The following is a 20,645-nucleotide window of genomic DNA, read 5'->3' as shown; positions in this document are numbered from 1 at the left end:
CTCACTCTCCGAAGGCGATCGCCGAGATCATCAGGTTGCCGTGGGCGTTCTTGCCGAGGATCGCGCCCTGTTCGCCGAAGGTGAAGCAGCCGAGGAACGGCCTGCCCCGGAAGCTCCCGGTCACGGCGCTGGCGACCCGGGGCATTTCATCGCCGACCGCGAGCATGCAGCCGCCGCAGTAGACGACGAGGCCGCCGGCGAGGCTTTCCTCCCCGCCGGGCAGCATGGCGGCGGCGGCCGACGCGACCTTGCCGGCGCGGGTGATGAGGCGCGTGCGCTCGCCCTTCATGCTGTAAAGCCGCGTGCCTTCCTCGATGGAGGCGAATGTCGAAAGCACGCCGCCGGTCAGGATCTTGTCCGGATGGATCAGCAGATAATTGGTGATCCCCTCGATCTTGCCCACGTCGACGCCGACCGGATGCAGGGTGGTGTCGATCAGGATGTTTCCGCCGTTCTGAAGCTTGTCGCCGAGCACGCCGCCGATCCATCGGTTGTAAACCTCGGCGGCCGGCTCTCCGTCAATGGAGATGATCTGCCGGCCGGCGGACTGGGTGACCACGCCGCTCTCGCCGACCGGATCGTAGCCGATCCGCGTGACGATGCCGCTTTCGCCGCTCGGCTCGTAGCCCCCCTGGAACGCATAGCCGATGCCGCCGGAGGAAAAGAGGACGGCGACCACGAGCCCGTCGCCGAACGCGCCGTCCGGTCCCATCTGCCGCCATTGTCCGCTCACGTCGTTGTCGGCCGAGCTGCCGCCGATGATCGGGCATCGATCGCCGACGACGCGGCGAAGCCCTTCGATGACGGACTCCTCCTGCCCGGGTGCCTGATAGATCCAGATCAGCTCCGGCAGCTCGCCGGCGCAATCGGCCTGTTCGAGGGCGGCATGCAGGGTTCGCTCGGCACAATCGGCCGCATCGCCCTGAAGCCGCGTCGATGCCGCGCCGTAGTTTCCTTCCGGGTCCTCCAGCACGAGGAGGCCGATGGAGCGCGGCCCGCCAAGCCCGCTCTGGTTCATGACGCCGTTGCAGGAGGTTCCACCGAGGATCGCGGCACGATCGAAGCGGGCCCGCAGGAAATCGAAGATCGCACCGTCGTCATGCGCGGCGTCGTAGAAGACGCAGACGAGACTTGCATCGAGAGACGTTTCGCCGATCGCTCCGGCCAGACCGGCGAGCGCCTGCACCGTGGTGTCGCCGGTGGCGGTGAAGGATTTCAGTGTCGTCATGTCGGTTGCCGCACCAGGATGTATTGTTATTATTCAAGGACTAGATTTATCGGGTTAAAGAACGTTCAAGTTTTTAATGCGTTTTCGATCCGCCGCACGCCCGTGTTGCGGGCGAATGACGCAAAAGGAGAGTGCCCGTGCATTCTCTTGTCTAGCCGCATCGCAATCTGATGGAATTTCGACATGTCGATAGATTTCTCCGGCGTCATTCTCGACCTGGACGGGCTCCTGCTGGACACCGAGCGGCTTCAGCTGGAGATCGCGCCCGCCGTGCTCCGCAGCCTCGGCCACGAGCTGGAGCCGTCCTTCTTCAATCGGCTGGTCGGCGTTCCGCAAGCCGAGAACGCCCGTCTCATCGGCCTGGAGCTGGGAATGGAGATCGATGCGGCGGCTCTCGACGCGGCGTGGAATGAATCGCTCCATGCGCGGATGCGGGAAGGCATCCCGCTCAGGCCGGGCGTTCACGATTTCCTCGATGCGCTCGACAGGCACAAGTTGCCGCGCGCCGTCGCGACCAACGGCGTCACCGCCCGCGCGGCATGGAAGCTCGAGCAGACGGGCCTCCTGGAACGGATCGACGCCATCGTCGGTATCGATCAGGTCGAGCGTGGAAAGCCGGCGCCCGATGTCTACCTCGAAGCCGCGCGGCTTCTCGATCTCCGCCCTTCGGAATGCGTGGCGCTCGACGACAGCGACCTTGGCGTGCGCGCCGCCCTCGCCGCGGACGTGAAGATCATCATCCAGGTGCCGGACATGGCCCCGAGCCGGGATCTGCGCGCCCATCACCAGGCCGAATCGCTCGACATCGCCCGCGCCATCCTCGGCCTGTGACGGCGAGCGGGCGCGACGGCACGGCTTTCCCGCTCACCCGCGCGCGGGCATTCTCGGCGTGCTGGCGAGCAGCCTCTGCGTATAGGGATGCGACGGGCGGGCAAGGATCTCGCGCGTGGCGCCCTCCTCCACGATCCGGCCCTTTTCCAGCACCACCAGCCGCTCGCAGAGCAGCGCCACCAGCGCGATGTCGTGCGACACGACGACGAAGGTCGTCCGGGTCGAAAGGGCGCGCATGAGGTCGATGATGCGGGTGCGGGTGGTGAGGTCGAGCGCGCTCACCACCTCGTCGGCGACGATGAGCGCGGGCCGGGCGACGATCGCCCGGGCGATCGCGATCCTCTGGCGCTGGCCGCCCGAAAACTCGTGCGGATAGCGCCCCGCCGCATCCGGCGGAAGATCGACGTCGCGCAGGGCCTGTGCCACCGCTTCGGCGATGTCCGTCCCGATCTTCAGCGAGCGCAGCGGCTCGGCGACGATGTCGGACACCCGCTGGCGCGGATCGAGCGAGGAATAGGGGTCCTGGAACACCGCCTGCACGCTGCGGCGGAAGCCGAGCATGAAGCCGCGGTCGCGGGCGTCGAGAGGCGCACCGCGGAAGGAGACCGTGCCGGCCGAGGCGCGCTCGAGGCCGAGAAGCAGCTTCAGCAGCGTCGTCTTGCCGGAGCCGGATTCCCCGACGATGCCAAGATTGCCGCCGTCGCGCACGGCAAGGTCGATGCCGTGCAGCACAGTCTTTCCCGCCGCATAGGCGAAGGAGACGCCGGAAAGGGAAAGGAGCGTCATGGCGCCGTCTCCAGTGCCGCATCGAAGGCGCGCGCGGCGGCGACCAGGCCTTCCGTGTAGGGATGGGCCGGCCGGTCGAAGAGCGGCTCCACCGCCCCTTCCTCGATCAATTCGCCCCGGCGCATCACCAGCGCCCGCTCGGCCACCGTAGCGACGACCGGCAGGTCGTGGCTGATGAAGAGAAGACCCATGCCCTCGTCGCGCACCAGCCCTTCCATGAGCTTCAGGATCTCGGCCTGCGTCGTCACGTCGAGCGCCGTCGTCGGCTCGTCGGCGATCAGGAGTTTCGGCCGGCAGGCGAGCGCCATGGCGATGGCCGCGCGCTGGCGCTGGCCGCCGGAAATCTCGTGCGGGAAGGCGCGGGCGACGCGTCCCGGCTCCGGCAGGGCGACACGCTCGAGGAGCGCCGTCACCTGCGCGTCCACCTCCGCCCTTCCCGGCTTCCTGCCGTCGCGCGCGGCACGGCGGCGCACCACCTCGCCCACCTGGCCGCCGATGCGCATCAGCGGGTCGAGCGCCGTCATGGGCTCCTGGAACACCGCGGCAACGCTGCGGCCGCGAAGCGGGACCAGATCGCGGTCCCGCGCGCCGACGATCTGGCGGCCGTCCATGAGGACGGAGCCGGACGCGCGCATGGAGTCCGGCAGAAGGCCGAGGACGGCGAGCGCCGTCAGCGACTTGCCGGAACCGGATTCGCCGATCAGCCCCACCCTTTCGCCGGCGGTGATGGAGAAGGAGACGCCGGACACCAGCACCCGCCCGGCGGTGCGGATCTCGAGGTTCTCGACCGACAGCAGCGTGCTCACCGGCTCCTCCTGCGGGTGGGGTCGGCGGCGTCGCGCAGGCCGTCGGCGAAGAGGTTGAGGCCGATGACCAGCGACACCAGCGCGATGCCCGGCGCGATGGCGCCGAAGGGCGCGGTGTAGACGGAGGCCTGCGCCTCCTGCAGGAGCCGGCCCCAGGAGGCGTTCGGCGGCGGCGCGCCGAGGCCGAGATAGGAGAGCGACGCCTCGGCGATCACCGCGAGCCCGAATTGCAGGGCGAAATTGACGATCAGCGTCGGCCAGATGTTCGGCAGCACGTGGATGCGCGCGATGCCCGGCCAGCCGGTGCCGGCGACCCGCGCCGCCGTGATGTAGTCCATCGCCAGGACCCGCTTCGCCAGGATGCGCGTCAGCCGCGCGACGATGGCCGAGCCGGCGATGCCGATGGCGAGGATCGCCGTCCCGAGGCTCGCACCGTCGCTGGAGGCGACGATCAGCATGGCGAGCAGCAGCGTCGGGAAGGCGATGAGGATGTCGAGTGCTGCGGCCAGCACGTCGTCGAGCGTGCGCGTGGCGAAGGCGGCGAGGATGCCGATGGTGACGCCGATCAGCGCGCCGAGCGCGACCGCGCCGCAGCCGACCAGAAGGGCGATGCGCGAGCCGATCATGATCTGGGTCATGAGGTCGCGGCCGAGCCGGTCCGTGCCCGCCCAATGGGCGAGCGACGGCGCTTCGAGACGGCCGCCGGCCATGTCGCCCACCCCGTAGGGCGTCCAGACGAGGGTGAGGAGCGCGACGACGATGTGCAGGCCGACCAGAAGGCCGCCCACTGCCAGCGGCCAGGGGAGCGCGGCTTTGCGGGCTCTCCCGTTTCCGGAAACCATGGCGTCGTGCCCGCTCATGCGCCGCCTCCCGCCACCCGGCCGCGCAGGCGCGGATCGATCAGCCTTTGCAGGAGATCGGCGGCGAAGCCGACCAGCAGCACCAGCAGCGTGGAGACGAAGAGCACGCCCTGCACGTTGGGATAGTCGCGCTGCTCGATGCCGAGCAGCAGCATCGAGCCGAGGCCCGGCAGGGCGAACACCCGCTCCACCACCACGGCGCCGAGCAGCGTGGAGGCGAGCTCGATGCCGAGGATGGAGATGACCGGCACCGCGCCGTTGCGGATGCCGTGGCGCAGCAGCGCCTCGGAGAAGCTGGCGCCCAGCGCACGCGCCGTGCGCAGGTAGTCGCTGCCCAGCACGTCCTGCGTGGCCGAGCGCACGTAGCGGATCAGCGAGGCCGACATGACGATGGCGATGGTGGCGACCGGCAGCACGAGGGCCTGGACGGCGGCGCCCGGCGCCTGCCAGCCGCGCGAGGGAAACCCGCCGGAGGGAAAGAGCCTGAGGTTCACCGCGAAGACCGTGACCAGCAGGATGCCGATCCAGAACACGGGCACGGCGATGCCGAGCTGGGAGACGACGGAGATCAGCCCGCCGTACCAGCGGTTCTGGCGCACCACCGAGAGGATGCCGAGCGGCACGGCGATGGCGACGGCCAGCAGGAAGGCCATCAGCGTCAGCGGCACGGTGACGACGAGGCGCCGGCCGATCTCGGTGAGCACCGGCGCGCCGCTGACGAAGGAATTGCCGAGGTCGAAGCGGGCGAGGTCGACGGCGAAGCGCAGGAACTGCTCGTGGAGCGGCAGGTCGGAGCCCACCTGCCTGCGGGCGGCCTCGATCTGCGCGGCATCGGCCCCGACGGAGACGAGCGCATTGGCGGGATCGCCCGGCAGGAGGCGCAGCAGCAGGAACAGGATGACGGCGGCGATGGCGACCGACAGCACCAGGATGGCGGAGCGGCGGAGAATGTAGGAAAGGATGGTATCTACCTCTCGTGGAGACGCCGCCCGAACATAATTCAGGCGGCGTTTCGAGTCGAGCGTCCCTGCCGGGACAGGATCACTCGGACTTGGTGATGCCGGCGGCGAAGAACTGCGAGTTCAGGCCGTTGACCGGATAGCCGGCGATGGTGTTCTTCGACACCACGATCTGCGGATAGAGGTAGAACCAGTTGCTGGCCGCGTCCTCCGCGATGATCGTGTTGGCCTCCTTCAGCTTCCCGGCCTGCTCGGCCTCGCTCGCGCTGGCCTCGGCCTGCTTGATGAGCTCCACGACCTTCGGGTTGTTGTAGCCCCAGTAGAAGTCCGGATTGCCATAGAAGACGATGTCGCGATGGTTGACGTGCTCCTGCAGCGTCGCCTGGAAATCGTGCGCCTTGTAGATCTTCGTGTACCACTCGTTGGCGGTGATGACGTTGATCTCGACCTTCACGCCGATCTTGGCCAGCTCGCTCTGGATGAACTGCGCGGCGATCGGATGCGGATCGTAGTTCGGCGTGTCGATGGTGAAGGTGAAGCCGTCGGGATAGCCGGCCTCCGCCAGAAGCTGCTTCGCGCTTTCCGGATCGTAGGCATCGACCTTGGTGAGATCGACATACCACGGGTCGGTCGGCGGCACGAAGGAGCCGATCAGCGTGCCGTAGTCGCCCCAGACGGCCTTCAGCAGCTTCTCGTCGTCGATGGCGCGGGCGAGCGCCTTGCGCACCGTCACATTGTCGAAGGGCGTCACGCGGTCGTTGTAGGCGAGCAGCAGCTTCGTCGTGGACTGGCCTTCGCTGACCGTGAATTCCGGGTTGTCCTTGAACTGCGCCAGCGAATCCGGGCTCTGCACGGAGGTGATGACGTCGACCGAGCCGGTGAGCAGCGCGTTGTTGAGCGCGGTCGCCTCGGTGAAATACTGGAAGACGACCTCGCCGTTCTTCGGCTTCTCGCCCCAGTAGCCGTCGAAGCGGGCGATCGCCAGCGACGAGCCGCGGCGCCATTCCTGCAGCGCATAGGGGCCGGTGCCGTCCTCCTTCGACTGGAGGTCCGTCGCCTCGTCGTTGACGATCCAGACATAGGTCAGGTTGTAGGGCAGCGAGATGGAGCGCGAGGAGAGCTTCACGACCACCGTCGCGTCGTCCGGCGTCTCGATGCCGGCGACGGAGGCGAGGCTGTTCTTGCGCGAGCTCTTCGAGGCTTCGGCGGTGACGCGCTCGATGGAGAACTTCACGTCCGCGGCCGTGAGCGGCGCGCCGGAATGGAAGGTGACGCCCGGCTGCAGCGTGAACGTATAGGTGAGGCCGTCCTCGCTCACCGCCGTGTCCTTCGCCAGCACCGGCTCCACCGTGCCCGCATCCGTCAGGCGGAACAGCGATTCGTAGACATTGCCGTTGAAGGCCTCGTTGATGCCCTGCCCGGCACCGGCGGTGTTGTCGAGGTTCTGCGGCTCGTAGAGCGAACCGACGTTGATCGTGGCGTCCGGGTCGATATCGGCGGCCAGCGCCTGGCCGAAGGCGCCCGCCGCAAGCACGGCCGCGAAGGTTGCCGAAAGCGCCCGGCCGCGGCTGCCCTTCATCCGGCCATGGGTGTTGAAACCGCTCATCTCGTTCTCCTGTCTCGCGGCTGCCGCCATCGGCGGCCGCTTCCGAATTCTATCGAACCTAACCCGCCGACGGTATGCGCTTCCACTCCAAAATGCGGAAATCAAGGGGAACCGTCTTCCGGCGGCGGCCAAATCCGTGGATAGTTTTCGCGCTTGCGAAGCAGGCGGCACGACGAAGGAGGCGAGGCAGGCGATGGGTGACATGGACCGCAGGAGAGCCGGGGCGCTGCTTGCGGCGGAAGGGCTGGACGGAATGGTCCTCTTCCGGCCGGAGGCCTTCCGTTACGCGACCGGTCTGGCCGCAGGCGTCGCGACCATGTGGGGACAGGCCGGATCGGCCATCGCCCTCGTGCCGGCCGATCCGGCGGCGCAGCTTGCCGCGGTCATGAGCGATCATGCCGCCGCCGGCGCGGGGCAGCTTGCCGGGGTGCTCGATATCCGCACGCACCGGATCTGGATCGATGCCGTCACCGTCGACAGCCCCCGGACGATCGCGGACATCGATGTCGCCTATCGGGCGAGCGGCAATGTCGGGCCGCGCCCGGAGACCTTCGACCGGCAGGCCTGCTTCCGCCTCCTCGCCGATCTCCTCGCCGAGCGGGGCCTTTCCCGCGGCGTGCTCGGCATCGACCTCGATTTCATGCCCGCCGCCGATTTCGCCGCGCTGAAGGCGGCGGTCCCCGGCGTCGCGTGGCGCGATGCCTCCGACATCCTCCGGCGCCTGCGCCTCATCAAGAACGGCCGCGAGATCGACCGGCTGCGCACGGCCGCCGCATGTGCCGAGGCGGGGCTGCGCAGCATGGCGCGGGCGGCAAGGCCCGGCGTGCGCGTCGCGGAGCTTTCCGCCGCGTGGCTTTCCGGCGCGACGGAGGCGGCCCGGCTGGGCGGCCACGGGCTTTCCGGCCACTGGGACTACATCTCGATCGGCCCGGACCTCCACAACGCCGCAGCACCGCTCGGCGAGGGCGACCTCGTCAAGGCGGATGTCGGCACGCTGGTCGACGGCTATTCGTCCGACGGCGCGAGGACCTTCGTCTGGGGCAAGGCGTCTCCGCTTGCCGCGGACATCTACAAGGCCCTGCTGGAGGCCTTCCTCGCCGGCGCCGAGATCCTGAAGCCCGGACGGCGCTTCGGCGAGGTTCACGAAACCATGCTTTCGACGATGCGGCGGAACGGCTTCCGCGAATATCACCGCGGCCATTTCGGCCACTCCGTCGGCGCCGCCGCGGGCATCGAGGAATGGCCCTTCCTGTCCAGCGGAAACGACATCGTCATCGAGCCGGACATGGTCCTCGCGCTGGAAGCGCCCTTCTACGCGAACGGCATCGGCGCGTTGATGATCGAGGAGCAGTTCCTCGTCACGCCGCAGGGCGCGGAGAGCATGAACGAACTGCCGCGGGACCTGGTTTCCCTGGGGCAGGCCTGAGCGGGCTATCCGTGCCGGATCTTCAGGACGAGGATCGCGCCGGCAGGCGGGCGACGCGCGGGCCTAGACCGTCCTCTGCGCAAAAAGCTCCACCAGATCGACCGCCTCGCGCGGTTTCGCATTCAGCTGGAGATGGCTCTCGATATGCTTCAGGTGGAGCGTCATCATCCAGGCCGCCTTCTCCGCATCCCGCGTGTGGAAGGCGCGGACGATCGCCGCGTGGTCGTCGTCCCGACAGTCGCTCAGGCCCGGCGCGCCGAAAAGGCCGATGATGAGCGAGGTGCGCGTCACGAGCTCCTTCATCGTCCGGATCAGGATGGCGTTGCCTGCGATCTGCGCCAGGATGGTGTGGAACTGGCCGGACAGGCGGATCGCATCGTGCCGGCGGCGTTCCCTGTGCGCGACGTATTCCAGTTCGAGGAGACGGTTCAGTTCGGCGATGTCCTCTTCGCTGGCACGCTGGACGGCCAGGCGCGTGATGTTCGGCTCCAGCGCGAGCCGCGCCTCGAAGACCTGCCGCGCCTGCTCGGGCGTGGGTGAGGCGACGAAGGCGCCGCGATTGGCGTGAAGCTCGACGACCTCGCGACTCGCCAGAAGCAGCAGCGCCCGGCGGATGCGCATGCGCCCGACCCCGAAGGCCTCGCACAGCGCGGATTCGGAAAGCTTCGTTCCCGGCGGCAGCCTCTGTTCGATGACGGCATCGAAAATGCGCTCGACGATGTCGGCCTCGTCGACCTCGTCCGCCTCCACAATGTTCCCCCGATCCAGATCGACCACCGCATTCCCTCGACATGCATATCTGCTGCAAGGCCCTTAGATATGTCGGATTTGGTTGACCAACAAGGGCCGATTTCGTCGACATGATTTGACGTCAGTTGTTACAACATCTTGACAGGATCGTTAACAATACGCTCAATGCTCTGGCCAAGGCCGTTCGTGGCCGCCCTCGCGGCCCGCTCGCCCATAGAAAACAGACCAATGGCCCAGAGGAAGAACATCATGCACAAGCGCACATTCCTGAAGTTTTCCGCCCTCGCAGCAGCGACCGTCCTGTCGATACCGCTCATGGCATATGCTCAGAACGCCACGCTGAAGATCGGCTTCGTCGGCGTCACCTCCGGCCCGGCGGCGGCCTGGGGCATTTCCAACCAGCGATCGATGGAGGCGCGCGCCGCCTGGCTGAACGAGCTCGGCGGCGTCAAGATCGGCGACAAGACCTACAATATCGAGATCGTCGCCTTCGACGACCAGAAGGACCCCAAGCGCGCCATCGCCGGCATGGAGAAGATGGCGCAAGACGGCATCCACTACGTCGTCGGCCCGAACGTCGACGACGGCGCGGCCGCCGTCCGCCCGGTCGCCGAGCAGAACGGCATCATGTATTTCCCCTATTCCTTCCCGAAAGCGCTGTTCACGCCGCCCGCATCGAACGCGATCCTCGGCATGGTGGCGAACTACCAGTCCGGCCCGGCCATCTACAAATACCTGATGGAGAACAAGGGCGTGAAGAAGGTGGCGTTCGTCGCCGCCAATGAGTCCGACCCGCTCAGCCAGCGCGAATCCGGCATCGAGGCGGCCCAGGCGCTCGGCCTCGAGGTGGTCTCGGGCAACGTCACCTACCAGGTGGACACGACCGACTTCACCCCCGTGCTGCTGCCCGTCATCCAGGCCGCGCCCGATCTTCTCGTGCTCTCCGGCGTCTCGCCGGCGAATGCCCCGCAGCTCATCCGCTCGGCGCGCGAGCTCGGCTATACCGGCCTCATCTCGACCGAGACGGCGCAGGATGCGGCCGTGCTGCAGGAAGGCGCGGGCGACCTCGCCGATGGCTTCATCTCGGTCGGCGGCGCCTCCACGCCGGAACTTGCCAGCGACACGATGAACGAGTTCGTCGAGCGCTACACGAAGATGTTCGGCGAATACAACGACGAGTCCAACACCAAGGTCTATGCGCTCGAATACATCATCGAGACGCTGAAGGCGAACCCGGCGGCCATCGACAACGTCGAGGAATACAAGAAGACCATGGACACGTTCGAGGCCCCGAACCCCTTCATGAAGGGCGACGCCAAGCTGACCTATGTCGGCATGACCTCCTTCGGCCAGAAGCGGCAGGTTTCGGTCCCGCTCGTCGTCAACGAGTACAAGGGCGGCAAGTTCGAGACGCTGTTCGTCGGCCAGGTCGACTGACCGGAGCCCAGGCATCCGCATGGAAATACGACCCGGACGGCGCATGCGGTCCGTCCGGGTCCGCCTTTGCCTGAACCTTCCATTGGAGGCTCACGATGGAACAGATAATCGCCAACGGTCTCTACCTCGGCGCGCAATATGCGCTGATCGCCCTCGGGCTGACGCTGATCTTCTCGCTGATGAACGTGCTGAACTTCGCCCACGGGCAGATGTACGTCTTCGGCGGCTTCGTCACCTACACGGTCGTCGTCCAGCTCGGCCTGCCCTTCGTCGTCGGCCTCTTCGCCTCGGCGCTGGCGCTTGCGGTGATGGGCGCGGCCATCGAGAAATTCCTCTTCGCCCCGGTCGTGCGCCGCTCCAAGCGCGACGAATCGACCATGCTGCTGGCGGCGGGCGTCGCCTTCTTCCTCGATGCCGTCATCCTGCTGTTCTTCGGCGAGAAGCAGCGCGGCGTGCCCAAGGTCGTGAACGGCGTCTTCAACTGGGACATGCGCATCATCATGCCCTATGACCGCATCCTGATCGGCGTGCTCGCCGTCCTGCTCATCGTCGCCTTCATCGTCTTCATGAACTATTCGCGCTCCGGCCGCGCCATGCGGGCGCTGGCGCAGGACCGCACGGCCGCGCAACTGATGGGCGTCGACGTCTCGCGCTATTCCATGCTGGGCTTCGCGCTCGGCGCCATGCTCGCCGGCCTCGTCGGCGGCCTCCTCGTCACCATCACCGGCGTCAACCTCGGCATGGGCGGCCCGACCTCCATCAAGGCCTTCCTGATGATCATGATCGGCGGGGCCGGGGTGATCTCGGGCGCGATCGCCGGCGGCTTCATCCTCGGCATGATGGAGAGCGTCGGGCTGACCGTGCTCTCGGCCTATGGCGACATCACCTATCTCGCCATCTTCGCCTCGCTGATGGTGTTCCTGGCCGTCCGCCCGCAGGGGCTGATGGGCAAGCCGTGGGGTTGAGCCGATGAACGCGAAAAAACTGCTCGGCTTCGCCGCCTTCCTCCTCGTCGTCTTTGTGCTCGTGCCGCTCATCATCAACGCGACCGGGCGCTGGGGCTTCTTCTACACCCTGACCTCGGTGGCGCTGTTGTCCGTCGCGGCCGCCGGCGTCTGGCTCACCTTCTACATCGGCCGCATCAATATCGGCCAGGGCGCCTATGCGCTCATCGGCGGCTACGTCTCGGCGATCCTCGTCACCCAGGCCGGCGTCTCCTTCTGGCTGACGCTGCCGATCGCCGGCCTCTTCTGCGCGTTCGTCTCCGTGGTGATCGGCCTGCCGATCCTGCGGCTGCGCGGCGTCTATTTCGCCATGGTGACGCTGGTGCTGACGGAGGTCGCGCGCCTCACCGCGCTCGCGCTGCCGATCACCAGCGGCGCCAAGGGCATCACCTCGATCCCGCTGCCGGGCGAGCTCTCGCTCTTCGGCCTGACGATCATTCCGGCCTTCGGATCGCTCTCCAACCCGCGCTTCGGCTTCTACATCATGGCGTCGGTGCTGATGGTCGTCACCTACCTCGTGCTCTGGCGCATCGTGAACTCGCGGCTCGGCCATCTCTGCCGCAGCCTGCAGCAGAACGAGGAGCTCTCGGCCTCGATCGGCGTCAACACCGCCTATCTCCGGATCCTCGCCTATGCGATCTCCTCGTTCTTCGGCGGCATCGCCGGCGCCATGTTCGCCTCCATCGCGCAGTCGATCTATCCGTCCTCCTTCGTGGTCGCCGACAGCGTGAACTTCATGCTGTACTGCTTCCTCGGCGGGCTCGGCTATGTCTTCGGGCCGATGCTCGGCACGTTCCTGCTCTATTTCGGCTGGGACCTGCTCTCCATCGCCAAGGAGTACCAGCTCCTCATCTACTCCGGCGTCATGATCGCGCTCATGCTGGTCCTGCCGAACGGCGTCCTCAGCCTTCTCGACAAGAAGGAGGGCGGCAAATGACCCCCATTCTGCAGATCAAGAACATCACCAAGCGCTACGGCGGCCTGACGGCGGTCAACGACGTGTCCTTCGACGTGAAGGCCGGCGAGATCCTCTCGGTGATCGGCCCGAACGGCGCGGGCAAGTCTACGCTGTTCAAGCTGATCTCCTCCTTCGTGCCGGCGACGTCGGGGGAAGTGCTCTTCAACGGCACGCGCATCTCCAGCCTCGCCCCGCACAAGGTCGCCCGCATGGGCGTCGTGCGCACCTTCCAGGAAACAACGATCTTCCGCTCCATGACGGTGCGCGAGAACATCATCGTCTCCCACCACCTGCGCTCGAAGGCGAGCCTCCTCGGCTTCTTCCTCGGCACGAAGCAGGCGAAGGAGGACGAGGCGGCCTTCGCGGCCTCGGCCGACGACATCGTCGACTTCCTCGGCCTGCAGGCGATCCGCAACGAGCTCGCCTCCAACCTGCCGCAGGGCCATCTGCGCGCGCTCGGCATGGCGATCGGGCTCGCCACCGACCCGAAGGTCATCCTGCTGGACGAACCCTTCGCCGGCATGAACCACGACGAGACGATGAAGATGGTCGGCCTCGTGCGGCGCCTGCGCGACGAGCGCGGCGTCACCGTCCTTCTCGTCGAGCACGACATGCCCGCGGTGATGAAGATCAGCGACCGGATCGTCTGCATCAACTTCGGCCAGAAGATCGCCGAGGGCACGCCGAAGGAAATCCGCGAGAACGAGAAGGTGATCGAAGCCTATCTCGGCTCCGAAGACGCGGCGATCGGGATGTAAGCCATGACCAAGATATTGAGCGTTGAGAACATCGAACTCTATTACGATCACATCTATGCGCTGAAGGGCGTCTCGATCGATGTGGACGAAGGCGAGACCGTCGCGCTGATCGGCGCGAACGGTGCCGGCAAGTCCTCGATCCTGCGCGCGATCACGGGGCTGAGGCCGATCAGGTCGGGCCAGATCCTCTACCAGGGCCAGAGGCTCGACGGCACGTCGGCCTCCGATATCGTGCGCCGCGGCATCGCCATGGTGCCGGAGGGGCGCCGCGCCTTCCCGTTGATGTCGGTGAAGGACAACCTGCTGATGGGTGCCTTCACCCGCTCCGACAAGGCGGAGATCGAGCAGTCGCTGGAAAACGTGCTGACGCGGTTCCCGCGCCTGCGCGAACGCTATCACCAGCAGGCCAGCACCATGTCCGGCGGCGAGCAGCAGATGATGGTGATCGGCCGCGCGCTGATGGCAAGGCCCAGGCTCCTGCTGCTGGACGAGCCCTCCCTCGGCATCGCGCCGAAGCTGGTGCAGGACATCGCCCGCGCCATCGTCGCCATCAGCCGCGACGAGAAGGTCTCGATCCTGCTGGTCGAGCAGAACAGCCGCATGGCGCTTTCCATCTCCAACCGCGCCTATGCGCTCTCCACCGGTTCGGTCGCGCTGTCGGGCAATTCGAGGGACCTGATGAACGACGACCGCATCAAGGCTGCCTATCTCGGAGGCGAACTCTGACATGAAGATCCTCGTCATCAACCCCAACACGACCGCATCGATGACGGATCACATCGCGAAGGCGGCGCGCGCCGCCACCTCACCCGGCACGGAGATCGCGGCCGTCAACCCGGCCCGCGGTCCCGTCTCCATCGAGGGCTACTTCGACGAGGCGATGAGCCTCGCCGGCCTCCTCGACACGATCCACCGCCATCCGGATTGCGACGCCGTCGTCATCGCCTGCTTCGACGACACCGGCCTCGACGCCGCCCGCTGCCTCACCGACAGGCCGGTGATCGGCATCGGCGAGGCCGCCTATCATTTCGCGTCGATGCTCTCGAACAAGTTCTCCGTGGTGACGACGCTCGCCCGCTCCGTGCCGGCGCTGGAGCATAATCTCGCCCGCTACGGCCTCGATGCCCGCTGCGCGCGCGTGCGCTCCTCCGAGGTCGCCGTGCTGGAGCTGGAGCAGCCCGGCTCCAACGCGCGCCAGCGGATCAGCGCCGAGATCGGCCTCGCCATCCGCGAGGATCGCGCCGAGGCCATCGTGCTCGGTTGCGCCGGCATGGCGGGCCTCGCCGCCGCGCTTGCGGCCGAACACGGCCTGCCGGTCCTCGACGGCGTCTCCTGCGCCGTGAAGATGGCGGAGGCCATGGCCGGCCTCGACATGCGCACATCCCGTCTCGGCGGCTACGCCCCGCCGCCGGCCGGCAAGCTGGAGCGCATATTCGGCACCTAGTGCAGACGCGGGAGGCGATCCGCAGAAGCAATGCAAGGAGATGCAGCGGGAGCCGTCGACGGAGAAGAACGCACGTTCCAGTCCTTCACCATCGACCCGTCCAAGTCCCGCAGATCGCAGGGGCACTGACCTCGGTCGTGCGGGCCGGCAGGTCCGAGCACGACGCGGGACAGGGCATTTCAGCGGTGCTCGGGAAGGCTGCGAGGATTCTTCTTCACCCGCTTTCGCTTCCGTCGCCCGGCTCTCGCGGGATCGGCGATGAGAAAGACGTACCTTGCGGCAGGCCTTATGGCTGCGCGACCGCCTCGCCTTCGAGGCGTGATGCGATCTGGCGCATGCGCCGGTTGAGCACCTCGATCTCTTCTTCCGCCCGGCGCAGCGCGCGGCGCAATTCGGCCGGATCGTCATCGGGCCCTTGCGCCAGCGGACCATGCCCGAGGCCCGTCAGCAGCCAGGACGGGCTGACGCCGAGAACGCCGGCCATCATCGCCAGCCGGTTGGCGCGCGGAACGTCGCGGTCCCGCTCCCACGCATTCCAGCTTGACGGAAGGACGCCGAGCCTTTCGGCGGCCTGTTCGGCGGAAAGGCCGATCGCCTCGCGGGCGATCGAGATGCGCCCGCCGAGCGTATCGTCGCTGTGGGGAGCGGTGTCATTGCAAAGCATCGTTCATTCTCCAGTCTGTCGGATGGGAAAAGGGTAAGAGCACTCCTCGTGCCGACACGAGGACGTCCGTCGGGGAAGGTGGCCGCTCCTAACCAGGAGAAGCCTGGATCGCCGCGATTGTCGTGAGGCCATGCCCTACGCCTGCCCGTTCGAAGGCGCATAGCGTGCCAGCGCCTTGATGACCTGGCGTGCCCGGACGCGCCCGATCTGCCTGCCCGTGCCGTCGAGAACGCCCACCCATTCATGCTGGTCGAAACAGGGCAGCACGTCCTCGCAGCGCGCATCGGCCGGCATCGCCATCTCGCACGGCTCGAAAGCGCCTTCCTCCATGACGGTGCGGATATGGATCGCCCGCGCCTTGTTCACGTCACGGACGAATTCCTCGATATGGGCATTGGCCGGGTTCAGCACGATCTCCTCCGGCCTGCCCACCTGCTGCACGGCCCCGTCCTTGAGCACGGCGATACGGTTGCCGATTTTCAGCGCCTCGTCGAAATCGTGGGTGATGAACAGGATGGTCTTGTTCAGCGAGGATTGCAGCTCGAGAAGCTGCTCCTGCATGCCCGAGCGGATCAGCGGGTCGAGCGCGGAGAAAGCCTCGTCCATAAGCAGGATATCGGTGTCCATCGCCAGCGCCCGGGCAAGGCCGACGCGCTGCTGCTGGCCGCCGGAGAGCTGGCGCGGCCGCGACGTCTCGTAGCCGGAGAGGCCGACGATCCCGATCCAGTGCGCGGCCTTTTCGAGCCGCTCGGCCCTGCCCACTCCGCGCGTCTCCAGGCCATAGGCGACATTGTCGATGACGGAGCGGTGCGGCAGCAGCCCGAACTTCTGGAACACCATGGCGATGCGGTTGCGTCGGAAATCGCCGAGCTGCGCCATCGTCATGTCGAGCACCTTCTCGCCGTTGACGACGATCTCGCCCGCCGTCGGCTCGATCAGCCGGTTGACGTGACGGATGAGCGTCGACTTGCCGGAGCCCGAAAGCCCCATGACGACGTAGATCTGCCCCCGCGCGATATCGAGCGAGACGTTGTCGAGGCCGACGACGTGGCCGGTCTCGGCCTGCACATCGGCCTTGGATCTCCCTTCCCGCAGCAGCGCCAGCGCCGCCTCGGGATCGGGGCCGAAGATCTTGGTGACGCCCCGCATGACGATAGCGGGATCGTCCGGAACGGCCGCGGGAGCAGCGTCATGAAGCTGACCATGTTCCGTCATCAGCGAACCTCCCCGACGCCGATCCGCTCCTGGATGCGGCGGCCGTATGCCTGGGTGATGCGATCGAAGACGATGGCAAGCGCGACGATGCCGAGCCCGGCGAACAGGCCGCGGCTGACCTCGAGCCGGCCGATGCCCTGAAGCACCTGGTAGCCCAGCCCGCCCGCGCCGATCATCGAGGCGATGACGACCATGGCGAGCGCCATCATCGTCGTCTGGTTGATGCCGGCGAGGATCGTCGGCAGCGCGAGCGGGATCTGCACGCCGAAGAGGCGTTGCGTGGACGAGGTGCCGAACGCCCGGCTCGCCTCCATCACCGCCGGATCCACGTTGCGAAGCCCCAGATCCGTCAGCCGGATCAGCGGCGGCGACGCGTAGACGATGGTGGCGAGCAGCGCCGGTATCTTGCCCGGCCCGAAGATCATCACCGTCGGGATGAGATAGACGAAGCTCGGCAGGGTCTGCATCAGGTCGAGCACGGGCGTCACCATCTGGCGCACGCGCTCGGAGCGCGACATCCAGACGCCGACGGGAATGGAGACGACGATCGCCGTCAGCGTGGCGGCGACCATGAGCGCCGTGGTTATCATCGCGTCGCGCCACAGCTGCATCAGGCCGAGGAAGATCAGCCCGAGGAAAACGACCAGCGGCAGCCGCCAGTTGCGCGTCGCCACGAAGGCGAGGCCGACGAAGAAGGCGATGAACAGCCACCACGGCGTTGCGATGAGCAGCCGCTCGATCCAGTTCAGCAGCATCAGCAGCGGATAGGCGGCGGCCTCGAGCTCGCCGCCCCAGTTGCGCACCACCCAGCCTAACCCGTCGTCCACGGCACGCCTGAGCGGCCTCGTGTCGATCAGTTCCGGAAACATCCGTCCCTCTCACAATGCAGGATTGGAAACCTGTCGGGAAAAAATGCGACCGGGCGGACGGCCCGGTCGCCTGCAGCCAGGAATGGCCCCCTCTCCGTCAGTTCAGGAATGCGCGCACCTTCTCCGCGACCTCGGCCGGAACCCAGCTCGTCCACAGTTCCTGCTCGGTCTTGAGGAAATTGCGAGCCGTTTCGGCCGCATCCGCCTTGTTCTCGTCGCCATAGACGAGGAGCGAGCTGATCTGGGCATTGCTCAGCCCGGCCTTGGCCATGTAGGTGGCGATGGCCGGCGCCTCCTTCGACAGCCAGGCCGCGGCGCCGATGATCGCCGGAGACGACGGATAGGCGGTGATGCCCGGCGGGTCGGTGCAGTCGGTGTCCGTGTTGCAGGCATAGATGTCCGGCTTCACCGGTCCGAGATCGAGCTGGACGGCATCGAACTTGCCGAGGATCGAGGTCGGCCCCCAATAATAGAAGAGGATCGGTTCCTCGCGGGTGAAGGCGCGTGCGATCGAGGCGTCGAGAGCGCCGCCGGAGCCGGGCGAGAACAGGTTCCAGCCCTTGCCGGACATGTCGAACGCCTCATAGAGCGCCGAGGTCGACAGCTCGCACGCCCAGCCGGGCGGGCAGGAATACAGCCGTCCCTTGTCGCCGTTCTCCGGGTCCGGGAAAAGATCCGGCCGGGCGATCACCGCCTCGGCGGTCGTCAATTCGGGATTTTTCTCCTGCACGTAGCGCGGGATGAACCAGCCCTCGACCGTCCCGTCGGTGATGGCGTCGCCGAGCTTGACGACGATGCCGTCCGCGATGCCGCGCTCCCATGCTTCCTCGACCGTGCTGGTCCACAATTCCGGCGCGACGGCGGGCGTGCCGCGCGAAATCATCGAGGCGGAGGTCGGCACCGTGTCGCCGGTCACGATCTCGACCGAGCAGCCGTAGCCGTGCTCGAGAATGATGGCGTGGATATGCGCGAGCGCCGCCGCCGACGGCCAGGTCATTTCGGCTATGTCGATCTTCCTCTCGGTACCGCAGGCGGCAGCATCTTGCGCATTCGCCGCCGCTGGCAATGCGGCAACGAGACCGGCGGAAAGAAAGGAAGCACCCACAAGGGTGGCAAAAACGCCCGATTTTCTAAGCATATTCAGCCCCATGCAAAATTTAATACGCATTAAGGCTATCGATCGCATAATATCATGTCAAATATACGATATATTAATCATCTGAAGTATACTTTCAGAAAGTTTATTATTCTAAAACAATATAAATTTGTAACATATATAATCTATATTAAGGAGGAAAATAAATTTTCACATGAAAATTAAATCTATAATATCGGGAGTTAATATGAAAAAAATTTTCCCTTGGCCGCTAGCGCCTCTTTCGCCGGCCTGCCGAGACATTCCCCAAACGTCGCCCTTGCCGAGGGCGATAAAACTGACAACCTTTCGAGATAAAGGATAATATCTCTAATATTCATACAAATAATGTTTGAAAATTATCAATGCAAATTTATTTATAAAAATCTTTACAAATTAAATATGTATGTATCGAATGCAATTTCTCTGAAGGACTACATCAAAAACTAGAAATCAAACGCCATGGAGGCGAAAATATCTTAGGAAGCATCTGCGGCACCACTCCTGCAGGCCGCATCGTTATGTCTGGATGAGGCTCGAATCGGCCCGGACGCAGACCCCGTCAAATCCGCTATGTCCTGTGGCCTGCGTCCGGCGGCATGCTATAAGGGCATGCTCAGATCGCCTTATTCGTCCTTTGCGAGAAACGGTCGCCGGCGATGCCCGTCACCCGGCCCGGATGGAACGGTTCCATGCGCCTCAACCGCACCACGCTCCCGTCGACCGCGCTCCTGATGGCTTGCGCCCGCGGACGTCTGCTTCGGCTTGGACAATTCGCTAGGAACTGCGCACCGACACCCGCCCACGTCGGCAGCCGAAGGCGAAGGGATGGCCTGACGTCTGCGGCGAATGCGGATGAGTCTCGACCGGGCGATATGCTGCGGGCGCGCCACGCCGGTGGAGGCGGGCACGATGCCGGCCACCGGACCGTTGCCGCCATTCTCCACGGAGCCGGGCATCATCGGCTCGATTTTCTGAACCGGTTCGCGATCGACACCGCAAGCGGCGGAGCCTGTCCTCACTGTCTGGAGGGGCTTTCCGGCGCGATCGGGCCGCGCGAACCGTTCGCCGTTCGCACGGTTGGCACTGCACGGATCGCCGCCTCCTGACGCGTCATGATGCCGTCGAGCTTCGGGAGCAAATTATGCACAGTTCGTTGACCAGCATGGTTGCGGCCGCATGCCTTTTGGTCGCGTCCCCTACCACGCCTGCCGCCTCGCAGACATCCTCCCTCACGTTCGAGGGCGGAGCGTCGCGGATCGTCGAGACCCATGCCGATTGGCAGGTCGATTGCCGCATCATCGAAAACCGGAAAATCTGCGCCGTCACGCAATCGCGCTTCGAGGCCGGAACCGGCGAGCGGCTCGTCATGATCGAGCTTCAGGCCACGCCGGACGGTCAGGCGCGTGGCGGCATCCTGCTGCCCGCCGACCTGAAGCCCGCCTCCGGCGTGCGCGCCGCGCTCGATGGGAAGGCGTCGGAGCAGTCTCTTACGGTCGGGGAATGCACCAAGCGGGGCTGCGCCGTGATCCTGAACTTCGCGCAGCCCGCCCTTCGCAAGCTGCGGGACGGCAAGGTGCTCGCCTTCCAGGCGATCGGAAACGACGGCCAGCCCCGCACCTACGGCGTCGGCCTCAGGGGGTTCGCCTCGGCGATCGATCGCAGCATCGTGTTGGCGCGATAGGCGGCATGCATCGAGCGCGCCCTCCGGCCGCGGACGAGACCCGCGCAACTCTTGCCGGCGGCCGCATGCCGACGCAGGTCGCCGTGCCGTCGCACGAGACGGAAAAGCCGGACGACCGGCGCCGGGCCGGCCCCGTCCTATAGCAGGAAGTATCCCTTGGAGAAGGAGAGCGCGTCGTCGAAGTGGATGGCGAAGTCGGCCTTGCCGTCGCCGTTCACGTCGCCG

Annotated in this window: 21 protein-coding genes; 9 read left to right on the top strand and 12 right to left on the bottom strand. The window is 66.1% G+C overall.

What is annotated here, in order from left to right; all coding sequences use genetic code 11:
• Position 1: 1 nt before the first annotated feature.
• Positions 2-1,228 carry an FIST signal transduction protein gene (locus NNZ72_RS18465; protein WP_257316980.1) on the bottom strand — a complete coding sequence of 409 codons (1,227 nt, stop codon included), beginning with the start codon at positions 1,226-1,228 and terminating at the stop codon, positions 2-4.
• A gap of 183 nt (positions 1,229-1,411) precedes the next feature.
• On the opposite strand from NNZ72_RS18465, the gene NNZ72_RS18460 reads away from it, so the two are divergent.
• A complete protein-coding gene (locus NNZ72_RS18460; protein WP_257316978.1) occupies positions 1,412-2,059 on the top strand; it encodes an HAD family hydrolase in 648 nt (215 codons plus the stop codon).
• A gap of 33 nt (positions 2,060-2,092) precedes the next feature.
• On the opposite strand, the gene NNZ72_RS18455 is transcribed toward NNZ72_RS18460, so the two are convergent.
• The 5 genes from NNZ72_RS18455 to NNZ72_RS18435 form a co-directional block, all read right to left on the bottom strand.
• Positions 2,093-2,845, bottom strand: a complete 753-nt coding sequence (locus tag NNZ72_RS18455) for an ABC transporter ATP-binding protein (protein WP_257316977.1) — start codon at positions 2,843-2,845, stop codon at positions 2,093-2,095.
• On the bottom strand, positions 2,842-3,651 hold the full coding sequence (locus NNZ72_RS18450) for an ABC transporter ATP-binding protein (protein WP_257316976.1): 810 nt from the start codon (positions 3,649-3,651) through the stop codon (positions 2,842-2,844). Before NNZ72_RS18450 ends, NNZ72_RS18455 begins: the two co-directional genes overlap by 4 nt.
• Positions 3,648-4,493, bottom strand: coding sequence for an ABC transporter permease (locus NNZ72_RS18445; RefSeq protein WP_257317047.1), 846 nt, complete (start codon positions 4,491-4,493; stop codon positions 3,648-3,650). Before NNZ72_RS18445 ends, NNZ72_RS18450 begins: the two co-directional genes overlap by 4 nt.
• A 14-nt stretch (positions 4,494-4,507) precedes the next feature.
• Positions 4,508-5,461 (bottom strand): ABC transporter permease, encoded by a 954-nt coding sequence (locus NNZ72_RS18440; protein WP_257317046.1) that lies wholly within the window; start codon positions 5,459-5,461, stop codon positions 4,508-4,510.
• 91 nt (positions 5,462-5,552) lie between these two features.
• Positions 5,553-7,076 carry an ABC transporter substrate-binding protein gene (locus NNZ72_RS18435; protein WP_371747783.1) on the bottom strand — a complete coding sequence of 508 codons (1,524 nt, stop codon included), beginning with the start codon at positions 7,074-7,076 and terminating at the stop codon, positions 5,553-5,555.
• A gap of 193 nt (positions 7,077-7,269) precedes the next feature.
• On the opposite strand from NNZ72_RS18435, the gene NNZ72_RS18430 reads away from it, so the two are divergent.
• Positions 7,270-8,502, top strand: coding sequence for a M24 family metallopeptidase (locus tag NNZ72_RS18430; protein ID WP_257316974.1), 1,233 nt, complete (start codon positions 7,270-7,272; stop codon positions 8,500-8,502).
• A gap of 63 nt (positions 8,503-8,565) precedes the next feature.
• Here the strand turns inward: NNZ72_RS18430 and NNZ72_RS18425 are convergent, their stop codons facing one another.
• Complete coding sequence (locus NNZ72_RS18425) at positions 8,566-9,252, bottom strand: GntR family transcriptional regulator (protein ID WP_257316973.1); 687 nt, start codon at positions 9,250-9,252, stop codon at positions 8,566-8,568.
• A gap of 128 nt (positions 9,253-9,380) precedes the next feature.
• Positions 9,381-9,569, bottom strand: a complete 189-nt coding sequence (locus tag NNZ72_RS18420) for a hypothetical protein (protein ID WP_257316972.1) — start codon at positions 9,567-9,569, stop codon at positions 9,381-9,383.
• Here NNZ72_RS18420 and NNZ72_RS18415 point away from each other — a divergent pair.
• The 6 genes from NNZ72_RS18415 (at position 9,568) to NNZ72_RS18390 (ending at position 14,853) form a co-directional block, all read left to right on the top strand.
• Positions 9,568-10,689 carry an ABC transporter substrate-binding protein gene (locus tag NNZ72_RS18415; RefSeq protein WP_257316971.1) on the top strand — a complete coding sequence of 374 codons (1,122 nt, stop codon included), beginning with the start codon at positions 9,568-9,570 and terminating at the stop codon, positions 10,687-10,689. The genes NNZ72_RS18420 and NNZ72_RS18415 overlap by 2 nt on opposite strands.
• Positions 10,690-10,784: 95 nt before the next feature.
• Entirely contained in the window at positions 10,785-11,654 is an 870-nt protein-coding gene (locus NNZ72_RS18410; protein ID WP_257316970.1) for a branched-chain amino acid ABC transporter permease, read from the top strand.
• Positions 11,655-11,658: 4 nt separating this feature from the next.
• Complete coding sequence (locus NNZ72_RS18405) at positions 11,659-12,630, top strand: branched-chain amino acid ABC transporter permease (RefSeq protein WP_257316969.1); 972 nt, start codon at positions 11,659-11,661, stop codon at positions 12,628-12,630.
• Positions 12,627-13,409 carry an ABC transporter ATP-binding protein gene (locus NNZ72_RS18400; RefSeq protein ID WP_257316968.1) on the top strand — a complete coding sequence of 261 codons (783 nt, stop codon included), beginning with the start codon at positions 12,627-12,629 and terminating at the stop codon, positions 13,407-13,409. The genes NNZ72_RS18405 and NNZ72_RS18400 overlap by 4 nt, the downstream gene beginning before the upstream one ends.
• 3 nt (positions 13,410-13,412) lie before the next feature.
• Positions 13,413-14,135 (top strand): ABC transporter ATP-binding protein, encoded by a 723-nt coding sequence (locus NNZ72_RS18395; protein WP_257316966.1) that lies wholly within the window; start codon positions 13,413-13,415, stop codon positions 14,133-14,135.
• Position 14,136: 1 nt separating this feature from the next.
• The gene (locus NNZ72_RS18390; protein WP_257316965.1) at positions 14,137-14,853 is read left to right on the top strand and encodes an aspartate/glutamate racemase family protein; all 717 of its coding nucleotides are present in this window, start codon (positions 14,137-14,139) and stop codon (positions 14,851-14,853) included.
• A 286-nt stretch (positions 14,854-15,139) separates the two neighbouring features.
• On the opposite strand, the gene NNZ72_RS18385 is transcribed toward NNZ72_RS18390, so the two are convergent.
• From NNZ72_RS18385 to NNZ72_RS18370, 4 genes are all read right to left on the bottom strand, one after another.
• The gene (locus tag NNZ72_RS18385) at positions 15,140-15,517 is read right to left on the bottom strand and encodes a helix-turn-helix domain-containing protein (RefSeq protein WP_257316964.1); all 378 of its coding nucleotides are present in this window, start codon (positions 15,515-15,517) and stop codon (positions 15,140-15,142) included.
• Positions 15,518-15,652: 135 nt separating this feature from the next.
• On the bottom strand, positions 15,653-16,732 hold the full coding sequence (locus NNZ72_RS18380) for a quaternary amine ABC transporter ATP-binding protein (protein WP_257316963.1): 1,080 nt from the start codon (positions 16,730-16,732) through the stop codon (positions 15,653-15,655).
• Complete coding sequence (locus tag NNZ72_RS18375) at positions 16,732-17,601, bottom strand: ABC transporter permease (RefSeq protein WP_257316962.1); 870 nt, start codon at positions 17,599-17,601, stop codon at positions 16,732-16,734. The genes NNZ72_RS18380 and NNZ72_RS18375 overlap by 1 nt, the downstream gene beginning before the upstream one ends.
• A gap of 97 nt (positions 17,602-17,698) precedes the next feature.
• On the bottom strand, positions 17,699-18,739 hold the full coding sequence (locus NNZ72_RS18370; RefSeq protein WP_257316961.1) for a glycine betaine ABC transporter substrate-binding protein: 1,041 nt from the start codon (positions 18,737-18,739) through the stop codon (positions 17,699-17,701).
• A gap of 1,141 nt (positions 18,740-19,880) precedes the next feature.
• Between NNZ72_RS18370 and NNZ72_RS18365 the strand changes: the two genes are divergently transcribed.
• A complete protein-coding gene (locus NNZ72_RS18365) occupies positions 19,881-20,420 on the top strand; it encodes an invasion associated locus B family protein (protein WP_257316960.1) in 540 nt (179 codons plus the stop codon).
• Positions 20,421-20,645 lie beyond the last annotated feature (225 nt).

Origin of the sequence: Shinella pollutisoli (genome assembly GCF_024609765.1) — a bacterium.
In the GTDB taxonomy this organism is placed as follows: domain Bacteria; phylum Pseudomonadota; class Alphaproteobacteria; order Rhizobiales; family Rhizobiaceae; genus Shinella; species Shinella pollutisoli.
Note: the sequence above shows the minus strand (reverse complement) of the source record. Positions and strands in the feature narration are given on the sequence as shown.

What these genes read in the sequence shown, in the direction of transcription:
- NNZ72_RS18465 (WP_257316980.1), bottom strand. Translation starts at nt 1,228, where the DNA reads ATGACGACACTGAAATCCTTCACCGCCACCGGCGACACCACGGTGCAG.
- NNZ72_RS18395 (WP_257316966.1), top strand. Translation starts at nt 13,413, where the DNA reads ATGACCAAGATATTGAGCGTTGAGAACATCGAACTCTATTACGATCAC.
- NNZ72_RS18385 (WP_257316964.1), bottom strand. Translation starts at nt 15,517, where the DNA reads ATGCTTTGCAATGACACCGCTCCCCACAGCGACGATACGCTCGGCGGG.
- NNZ72_RS18455 (WP_257316977.1), bottom strand. Translation starts at nt 2,845, where the DNA reads ATGACGCTCCTTTCCCTTTCCGGCGTCTCCTTCGCCTATGCGGCGGGA.
- NNZ72_RS18430 (WP_257316974.1), top strand. Translation starts at nt 7,270, where the DNA reads ATGGGTGACATGGACCGCAGGAGAGCCGGGGCGCTGCTTGCGGCGGAA.
- NNZ72_RS18445 (WP_257317047.1), bottom strand. Translation starts at nt 4,493, where the DNA reads ATGGTTTCCGGAAACGGGAGAGCCCGCAAAGCCGCGCTCCCCTGGCCG.
- NNZ72_RS18420 (WP_257316972.1), bottom strand. Translation starts at nt 9,569, where the DNA reads ATGAGCGGTATCGACAGGACGGTCGCTGCTGCGAGGGCGGAAAACTTC.
- NNZ72_RS18375 (WP_257316962.1), bottom strand. Translation starts at nt 17,601, where the DNA reads ATGTTTCCGGAACTGATCGACACGAGGCCGCTCAGGCGTGCCGTGGAC.
- NNZ72_RS18435 (WP_371747783.1), bottom strand. Translation starts at nt 7,076, where the DNA reads ATGAGCGGTTTCAACACCCATGGCCGGATGAAGGGCAGCCGCGGCCGG.
- NNZ72_RS18410 (WP_257316970.1), top strand. Translation starts at nt 10,785, where the DNA reads ATGGAACAGATAATCGCCAACGGTCTCTACCTCGGCGCGCAATATGCG.
- NNZ72_RS18460 (WP_257316978.1), top strand. Translation starts at nt 1,412, where the DNA reads ATGTCGATAGATTTCTCCGGCGTCATTCTCGACCTGGACGGGCTCCTG.
- NNZ72_RS18415 (WP_257316971.1), top strand. Translation starts at nt 9,568, where the DNA reads ATGGCATATGCTCAGAACGCCACGCTGAAGATCGGCTTCGTCGGCGTC.
- NNZ72_RS18365 (WP_257316960.1), top strand. Translation starts at nt 19,881, where the DNA reads ATGCACAGTTCGTTGACCAGCATGGTTGCGGCCGCATGCCTTTTGGTC.
- NNZ72_RS18370 (WP_257316961.1), bottom strand. Translation starts at nt 18,739, where the DNA reads ATGCTTAGAAAATCGGGCGTTTTTGCCACCCTTGTGGGTGCTTCCTTT.
- NNZ72_RS18390 (WP_257316965.1), top strand. Translation starts at nt 14,137, where the DNA reads ATGAAGATCCTCGTCATCAACCCCAACACGACCGCATCGATGACGGAT.
- NNZ72_RS18405 (WP_257316969.1), top strand. Translation starts at nt 11,659, where the DNA reads ATGAACGCGAAAAAACTGCTCGGCTTCGCCGCCTTCCTCCTCGTCGTC.
- NNZ72_RS18380 (WP_257316963.1), bottom strand. Translation starts at nt 16,732, where the DNA reads ATGACGGAACATGGTCAGCTTCATGACGCTGCTCCCGCGGCCGTTCCG.
- NNZ72_RS18400 (WP_257316968.1), top strand. Translation starts at nt 12,627, where the DNA reads ATGACCCCCATTCTGCAGATCAAGAACATCACCAAGCGCTACGGCGGC.